Below are 8056 nucleotides of genomic sequence, written 5' to 3'. Positions count from 1 at the left end.
GCTACGTGCAGCTGTACGGCGCGTACACCGAAACCGAAGCGATCTTCCGGGTCGATCGGCTGGTCGCGCTCAGCGAGTCGCTCACCCAGGCCGATCGCGCCGAGTTCGGCTTCGACCCTGCGGTCATCGACTGGCCCGCGTATGTGCAGCAGGTGCACCTGCCGTCGATCGTCGTGCATGCGCGCGTTCGCACCGCGGGCGGCCGCCGTGAGGGCCCGACGCGTGAAGACCGGGGCCGCAAAGCTGTTCTCGCGCCCGAACGCCATCTCGCCGCCTTCGACCTCGAGAACACCCTCATCGCGTCGAATGTCGTCGAGTCGTACGCGTGGATGGCCACCAGGCATCTCGACGACGACGACCGGGTTCGCTTCGTGCTCAAGACCCTGCGCCAAGCGCCCGGACTGCTGGCCCTCGACCGGCGCGACCGCGGCGACTTCTTACGCCACTTCTACCGCAGGTACGAGGGCGCGCCCGCCGACCGGCTGCGCGCTGACGCGTGGGATCTGTTCACTGATGTGATTCTGACCAAGGCTTTCCCCGCTGGCATCCGGCGCGTCCGCGAGCATCGGGCCCTCGGGCATCGCACCCTGCTCATTACCGGTGCACTGGACTTCCTCGTCGCCCCGCTTGCGCCCCTCTTCGACGACATCGTGTGCGCCCGCTTGGGCGAGGTCGACGGACGCCTCTCGGGCGAGCTGGACAATGCACCGCCAACCGGAGAAGCGCGCGCCCTGATCATGGCCGACTACGCCGCCGCGGAAGGGCTCGACCTCGCGGAGTCAGTCGCCTACGCGGACTCCGCCAGCGACCTGCCGATGCTCGAGGCCGTGGGCCATCCCGTCGCAGTCAACCCCGAGGCCAAGCTGGCCACCATCGCCCGCCGCCGCGGCTGGCATGTCGAGCACTGGACGAAGGCGCCGGGAGCACCACGGCCGTTGCTGCCGATGGCACCGAGATGGCGAACACGGACGCCGGCCGCGGGTGGCCGCTCGCGATGAAGGCCCTCGTCTACGAACGATCGGTGCCGAAGTACGCCGCGGCGAAACTTGCCGCCTTGTGGTCGTCGGCGACAGCGGCCCGCGTCGGCCCGCTGCATCTGGCGGATATCGATGAACCCCAACTTCCGGGCGAAGGCTGGCGGCGGGTCCGGCCGCGCCTGGCGGGCATCTGCGGATCCGACCTCGCCACCATCGACGGCACCAGCTCGCGGTACTTCGAGCCCATCGTCAGCTTCCCGTTCGTGCCCGGCCACGAGGTCGTGGGCGAGCTCGACGACGGCACCCGCGTGGTCGTCGAGCCCGTGCTCAAGTGCGCCACCCGGGGCACCGCCTGCGCCCAGTGCAGCGCAGGCCGCACCAACCTGTGCGAGCGCATTGCCTTCGGGCACCTCTCCCCCGGCCTTCAGACCGGCTTCTGCGCCGACACCGGCGGCGGGTGGGGCACCACGTTGGTGGCGCATGACTCGCAGTTGCACCGGGTGCCCGACGACCTGTCCGACGAAGCCGCCGTCATGGTCGAACCCACGGCGTGCGCCGTGCACGCGGCGCGCTTCGTCACCACCGACGATGTAGCCGTCATCGGAGCGGGGACGCTCGGCCTCTGTACCGTTGCCGCCCTACGCGGCCGCCGAGTCGTGGTGGCCGCCAAGCACCCCGAACAACGCGCCTTCGCCCGCGAGCTGGGCGCTCGGGTGGTCGCCCCCGGCGAGCTCGACCGCGCCGTGCGCACCGCTACGTCGTCGTTCGTGGCGGGCGGGCAGTTGACCGGCGGCGTGCCCACCGTCGTCGACTGCGTGGGGTCGGAAGCGTCGCTGGCCCAAGCTCTCAACATCGTCGCCCCCGGCGGCACCATCGTGCTCGTCGGCATGCCCGGCCGCCTCACCGTCGACCTCACCTCGTTGTGGCACCGCGAGGTCGGCCTGGTGGGCGCCTACGCCTACACGGCCGACGACTTCGGCACCGCCTTCGACCTGGTGCGCTCGGCCCGGCTCGACCGGCTGGTGTCGGCCCTCTATCCGCTCGAACGGTTCCGTGAGGCCGTCGACCACGCGGCTGCCGCGGGGTCCCGCGGCGCCGTGAAGATTGCCTTCGACTTGCGCAAGGAGAAGCGTCGCTGATGCCCCGTCCCGGCTTCGTCCTCGAGGTCGACCGATCGACCCCGCCCACCCTGTTCTGGCACGGCGAGCGGTTCCGGTTGGAGAAGCTGCCCGTCGGCAGCCGCGTCGTCTACGCGCCCGAGCCGGAGAAGGCGCTCGACGATCCGCGGGCCGCTATCCGCCACGCCCTGCACAACCCGCAGGGTGAGAGCGAGCCACTGCCCGCTCTGCTGCGGCCGGGCATGAAGCTGACGATCGCCTTCGACGACGTGTCGCTGCCGCTGCCCCCCATGCAGCGCCCCGACATCCGCCAGATGGTCATCGAAGAGGTGCTCGACCTGGCCGCCGCCGCGGGCGTCGACGACGTGCAGCTCATCGCCGCACTCGCCCTGCACCGGCGCATGCACGACTTCGAGCTGCGCCACGCGCTGGGCGACCGGGTCTACGACGCCTTCGCCCCCACCGGGCTGCTCACCCAGCACGACGCCGAGGACCCCGACGGCATGCTCCACATCGGCTTGACCGACAAGGGCGAGGACGTCGAGATCAACAAGCGGGCAGCCACAAGCGACCTCATCGTCTACGTCAACATCAACCTGGTGGCCATGGACGGCGGGCACAAGTCGGTGGCCACCGGCCTGGCGGCGTACAAGAGCCTGCGCCACCACCACAACGTCAAGACCATGCAGCACAGCCGGTCGTTTATGGACCAGCACAAGTCGGAGCTGCACTCGTCGAACTGGCGCATGGGCCGCGTCCTCGCAGCGTCGGGCGTGAAGGTCTTCCAGATCGAGACCACGCTCAACAACGACACGTTCCCCGACCAGTTCGGCTTCCTTCAGAAGCGCGAGTGGGAGTGGACGGCGCGCGACCGCGCCGCCTTCGTCACCGTGTCGAAGACGCTGGCCCGCACGCCCGCCCGCCTGGCCCGGTCGATCTTCCACGGCATCAAGGCGCCGCACGCCATGACCAGCGTGCAGGCGGGCGAGGTGGAAGCCGTGCACCGCATCACCACCGAGAACGTCTACCGCCAACAACTCGTAGCAGTAGAAGGCCAGACCGACGTGCTCACCATGGGGCTGCCGTACATCTCGCCCTACAACGTGAACTCGGTCATGAACCCGATCCTGGTGATGTGCCTCGGGCTCGGCTACTTCTTCAACCTCTACAAGGGCCGGCCGCTGGTGCGCGAAGGCGGCGTGCTCATTCTGAGCCACCCCACGCCGTGGGAGTTCCACCCCGTGCACCACCCCAGCTACATCGACTTCTTCGAAGAAGTGCTGGCCGACACCACCGATCCCGTCGAGATCGAAAAGACCTACGAAGAGCGCTTCGCCACCGACCCTTGGTACATCCACCTGTACCGCACGAGCCACGCCTACCACGGCGTTCACCCGTTCTACATGTGGTACTGGGGGGCGCACGCGCTGCAGCACCTCGGCGCGGTGATCGTCGTCGGCGGCGACCCCAAGTCGGTGCGCCGCCTCGGCTTCAAGCCCGCCTCGACGTTGCGCGATGCGCTGGAGATGGCCGAGGACGTGGTCGGTCGTGACCCGTCGATCACCCACATCCACACGCCCCCGCTGCTGATGGCCGATGTCACGTAGGGGCTTCCCCTTCCGGGCACCGACGTGGCCCGGCGGCGTGGAACGGCCGCCCGTCGAACGTCGAACCGGCGTCGACTACGACACCTCGTGGGCGCGTCGGTACTCGGTGCGACTGGCCCGCGCCGTCGTGCTCGACAGCGTGGGACGGGCCGCCGTACAGGTGCTCGCCTCGCCCCGCATCACCGGCCTCGACCGGCTGCAAGGGCTGCACGGCCCTGTCGTGTTCGCCGCCAACCACGCCTCGCACGTCGACACGCCCCTGCTGCTTGCGTCGCTCCCCGACCGCTACCGCCACCGCAGCGTCGTCGCGGCGGGCGCCGACTACTTCTTCGACAAGCGGTGGAAGGCGGCCATGTGGTCGTTCGCCATCAATGCCGTGCCCATCGAACGGGTGCGGGCATCACCCAAGTCGGTGCGGGTCACCGCCGACCTGCTCGGCGAGGGCTGGTCGGTGGTCATCTTCCCTGAGGGCGGCCGCTCCGCCGACGGGTGGGGCCAGGACCACCGCCCCGGCCCGGCGTGGCTGGCGCTGCGGGCGGACGTGCCGGTGGTGCCCGTGCACTTGGAAGGCACCCGTCGCATCCTGCCTCGGGGCGGTGGCAAGCTGCGCCCGTCGACCACCGCGGTGACGTTCGGTGCGCCGCTGCGGGCCTTGCCCGACGAAGACGCCCGCTCGTTCGCAGCACGCATCGAAGCCGAGATCGCCGTGCTGGCCGACGAGCACGCCTCGGGTTGGTGGACTGCCCGTCGTCGCGCCGCCGACGGCAACACGCCGTCGCTCACCGGCCCGGCCGCCGGTGCGTGGCGCCGCACCTGGGCCTTGGGCGAACGCCGCCCCAAGGCGCGCGCCCGGACCTGGCCCCGTTAGCCAACAGGCTCGACAGGATCTCCGGCCGTGATGGTGCCGCCGACGAGGACCTCGGCCCGCAAGCCGCCCGCCCCTTGCAGCGCGGCCACTACGCCGCGGTGCGTCTTCTTCTGCAGGTAGCCGCACGGCGGGCAGTCGCGCGTGGCGACCAGTTCGACGCCGCCGATGCGGAAGCGCTTGCCGACCAACGACAGCAGGTCGACGCTCTCCGTCTCGATGTTGCGGCGCGACTCCCCGGGCGCCAGCCCGGCGGCAGCGACGGCTGCCGCGTCGACCAACGTCACGTGCCTGCCGTCGCCCGGCTTGCGCGAGAACGTCCCCTCGCCGACTGCGTAACGGTCGCCCTCCAATCCGGCGCCGGCCAGAGCCACCACCGAGGGCACCGCCTCGCACGGCGCGCCTCCGGCGGCCGCCACGTAGATGCCAACCACCCGACCGCTCATTCCACCAACCGCAGTCCGCTGGGCGCCATCGACCGGTCGACGGCGGGAAGGTCGACGACGAACTCCGTGCGCAGGGCCGGGAAGACGTGCTCGGCGAACAGCACCGGCTCCCCTGCCACCGACGACGTGATCCGTTCGCAACGCAACACGGGCGAACCCACCGGCACCTCCAACACAGCCGCGTCGGACTCCGACGCCGCGGCTGCGCCGATGGTCTGCACGGCGCCGCCCAACGCCACGTCGAGCAGCTCGTAGAACGACGACTGCTCCACGTCGTTGCGCGACAGGCGTGCCCCCAGCGGCTCAGGGCACCACACCGTCACCCGGGCGAAGGGCACGCCGTCAGCCAGGTTCACCCGCCGCACCCGCAGCACCGATTCGCACTCGGGGCCGAACACGGCGCGCACCCGCCGGGTGGGCCGCACGAAGCCGAAGTCGAGCACCCGCCGCCCGGGCGCGGCGCCCGACGACGCCAGCTGCGACTCGATGGTGCCCAGCCGTCCCAGCGTCTGGCGCACCGGCGACCCGACGGCGAACCAACCGAAGCCCTGCCGGGCGTCGACCAAGCCCTCCGTCCGCAGCGATTCCAAGGCCTTGCGCACCGTCACGCGGCTGGCCTCGTAGGTGGCGGAAAGCTCGGCCTCGCTGGGCAACAAGCGGCCGGCGCCGAACTCCCCGGCCTCGACCCGGTCCCGCAGGTCGTCGGCAATCGCCCGATAGCGCAGCTCTCTCACTTGTCATATACTTGTATGCGATGACTGGAACTGCAAGTACGCCGCTCGAACTGATCACCGAGGTCTACGCCCGCTTCGACGAGCGCACGGCCGTCGCCCGCCGCCGACTGGGGCGAGGCCTGACGCTGGCCGAGAAGATCCTCTTCGTCCACCTGGCCGACCCCGAGCACCAAGACCTCGAACGGGGCCGCGCCTATGCCGAGCTCTACCCCGACCGCGTCGCCATGCAGGACGCCACCGCCCAGATGGCGCTGTTGCAGTTCACCACCGCGGGCCTGCCTCGCGCTGCGGTGCCCACCACCGTCCATTGCGACCACCTCATCCAGGCCCGGGTCGACGGCAAGACCGACCTGCTGGCCGCCGAGGACGTGAACAAGGAGGTCTACGACTTCCTGCGCACGGTGTCGGCCAAGTACGGCATCGGCTTCTGGAAGCCGGGCTCGGGCATCATCCACCAGGTCGTGCTGGAGCAGTACGCATTCCCCGGCGGCATGATGATCGGCACCGACAGCCACACCCCCAACGCCGGCGGCCTCGGCATGGTGGCCATCGGCGTCGGCGGAGCCGATGCCGTCGACGTCATGGTGGGCTCGACCTTCGGCCTGCGCTGGCCCAAGCTCATCGGCGTCCGCCTCACCGGCCGCATGAGCGGGTGGACCGCCCCCAAGGACGTCATCTTGAAGGTGGCCGACATCCTCACCGTCAAGGGCGGCACCGGCGCAATCGTCGAGTACTTCGGCCCCGGCGTCGAGACCATCAGCGCCACCGGCCGCGCCACCATCTGCAACATGGGCGCAGAGATCGGCGCCACCACGTCGTTGTTCCCCTACGACGACCGCGCTGCGCTCTACCTGAAGTCGACCGGCCGGGAGGCCATGGCCGATGTGGCGACGCGCCACGCCGAACACCTGCGGGCCGACGACGGCGCCGAGGCTCATTTCGACGAGGTCATCGAGATCGACCTGTCGACGTTGGAGCCCCACATCAACGGGCCCCACACCCCCGACCTGGCTCGGCCCATCACCCAGGCGGGCGAGGACGCCAAGGCCAACGGATGGCCGCTGAAGATCAGCGCCGCCTTGGTCGGCTCGTGCACCAACTCGTCGTACGAGGACATCACCCGTGCTGCCTCCATCGCCCGCCAGGCCGCGGCCAAGGGCATGCGGGTCAAGACCCCGTTGCTGGTCACGCCGGGCTCGGAGCGGGTGCGCGCCACCATCGAGCGCGACGGCCTGCTGGCCGACCTGGAGGCGGTGGGCGCCACCGTGCTGGCCAACGCGTGCGGGCCGTGCATCGGCCAGTGGAAGCGGGAGGACGTGCAGGAGGGCGAGGTCAACGTCATCGTCAACTCCTACAACCGCAACTTCCCCAAGCGGAACGACGGCATGGCCTCGACGTTGTCGTTCGTGGCCTCGCCCGAGACGGTGATGGCCTACGCGCTGACCGGCACGTTGGAGGGCGACCCCCGCGACGGCCTCAACGAGCCGCAGGGCGAGGAGCTGCCCGCCCGTGGGTTCGAGTCGGGCGAAGCGGGCTTCATCGCCCCGCCCGACAACCCCGAGCAGGTCGAGATCGTGGTGCGCCCCGACAGCGACCGGCTGCAACTGCTGGAGCCGTTCCCGGCGTGGGACGGCCACGACTTCGTCGACCTGCCCGTCCTGATGAAGGCCAAGGGCAAGTGCACCACCGACCACATCTCGGCGGCGGGGCCGTGGCTGAAGTACCGCGGCCACCTGGAGAACATCTCGCAGAACCTCTTCCTCGGCGCCGTCAACGCCTTCACCGGCGACGCGGGTACCGGCACGTGCCCCGTGCACGGCAGCACCGAGCCGTACCCCGAGGCGGCTCGCCACTGCCGCGAGGCCGGCGTGCCGTGGGTCGCCGTGGGCGACGAGAACTACGGCGAAGGCTCGTCGCGGGAGCACGCCGCCATGGAGCCCCGGTTCATGAACGGCAAGGTGATCATGGTGCGGTCGTTCGCCCGCATCCACGAGACCAACCTGAAGAAGCAGGGTGTGCTGCCGCTGACGTTCACTGACCCCGCCACCTACGACCTGATCGACGAGAAGGACCGCATCTCGGTGCTCGGCCTCGGCGACCTCGCTCCCGACGTGCCGGTGCGGTGCCGCATCACCAAGCCCGACGGCCGCACCGTCGACTTCGAATGCACCCACACCATGTCGCCCGAGCACATCGACTGGTTCCGGGCGGGCGGCGCCCTCAACCTCATCCGGGCCAAGCACGCCGGCTGAGCAGTTCGAGTACATGTGCAACGGAACCCGTCGCACATGTACTCGGAGTCAGGCCGG

7 protein-coding genes are annotated in these 8056 nt (G+C 70.2%); 5 read left to right on the top strand and 2 right to left on the bottom strand.

Going from position 1 to position 8056, the window contains the following annotated elements:
* The 4 genes from VM938_16100 to VM938_16085 form a co-directional block, all read left to right on the top strand.
* Positions 1 to 998, top strand: a 998-nt coding sequence (locus VM938_16100; GenBank protein ID HVF76559.1) for an HAD-IB family hydrolase, incomplete at its 5' end; no start/stop codon positions are given.
* Complete coding sequence (locus VM938_16095) at positions 995 to 2116, top strand: zinc-binding dehydrogenase (protein HVF76558.1); 1122 nt, start codon at positions 995 to 997, stop codon at positions 2114 to 2116. The genes VM938_16100 and VM938_16095, both read left to right, overlap by 4 nt.
* Complete coding sequence (locus VM938_16090) at positions 2116 to 3702, top strand: lactate racemase domain-containing protein (protein ID HVF76557.1); 1587 nt, start codon at positions 2116 to 2118, stop codon at positions 3700 to 3702. The genes VM938_16095 and VM938_16090 overlap by 1 nt, the downstream gene beginning before the upstream one ends.
* Entirely contained in the window at positions 3692 to 4570 is an 879-nt protein-coding gene (locus VM938_16085; GenBank protein ID HVF76556.1) for a lysophospholipid acyltransferase family protein, read from the top strand. The genes VM938_16090 and VM938_16085 overlap by 11 nt, the downstream gene beginning before the upstream one ends.
* On the opposite strand, the gene VM938_16080 is transcribed toward VM938_16085, so the two are convergent.
* Together VM938_16080 and VM938_16075 are read right to left on the bottom strand one after the other, a co-directional pair.
* On the bottom strand, positions 4567 to 5013 hold the full coding sequence (locus VM938_16080) for an MOSC domain-containing protein (protein HVF76555.1): 447 nt from the start codon (positions 5011 to 5013) through the stop codon (positions 4567 to 4569). The two genes, VM938_16085 and VM938_16080, sit on opposite strands and share 4 nt — an antisense overlap.
* Positions 5010 to 5747, bottom strand: coding sequence for a GntR family transcriptional regulator (locus VM938_16075; protein ID HVF76554.1), 738 nt, complete (start codon positions 5745 to 5747; stop codon positions 5010 to 5012). Before VM938_16075 ends, VM938_16080 begins: the two co-directional genes overlap by 4 nt.
* Positions 5748 to 5767: 20 nt before the next feature.
* Here VM938_16075 and VM938_16070 point away from each other — a divergent pair, with 20 nt between their 5' ends.
* A complete protein-coding gene (locus VM938_16070; GenBank protein ID HVF76553.1) occupies positions 5768 to 7999 on the top strand; it encodes an aconitate hydratase in 2232 nt (743 codons plus the stop codon).
* Positions 8000 to 8056: the final 57 nt, after the last annotated feature.

The sequence above is a fragment of the Acidimicrobiales bacterium genome, from assembly GCA_035536915.1.
Lineage (GTDB): Bacteria > Actinomycetota > Acidimicrobiia > Acidimicrobiales > JAHWLA01 > JAHWLA01.
This window is presented reverse-complemented; position numbering and strand designations above follow the sequence as displayed.

Excerpts from the sequence above, each read along its gene's own strand:
- VM938_16090 (HVF76557.1), top strand. The coding sequence starts at position 2,116 with ATGCCCCGTCCCGGCTTCGTCCTCGAGGTCGACCGATCGACCCCGCCC.
- VM938_16080 (HVF76555.1), bottom strand. The coding sequence starts at position 5,013 with ATGAGCGGTCGGGTGGTTGGCATCTACGTGGCGGCCGCCGGAGGCGCG.
- VM938_16095 (HVF76558.1), top strand. The coding sequence starts at position 995 with ATGAAGGCCCTCGTCTACGAACGATCGGTGCCGAAGTACGCCGCGGCG.
- VM938_16070 (HVF76553.1), top strand. The coding sequence starts at position 5,768 with ATGACTGGAACTGCAAGTACGCCGCTCGAACTGATCACCGAGGTCTAC.
- VM938_16085 (HVF76556.1), top strand. The coding sequence starts at position 3,692 with ATGTCACGTAGGGGCTTCCCCTTCCGGGCACCGACGTGGCCCGGCGGC.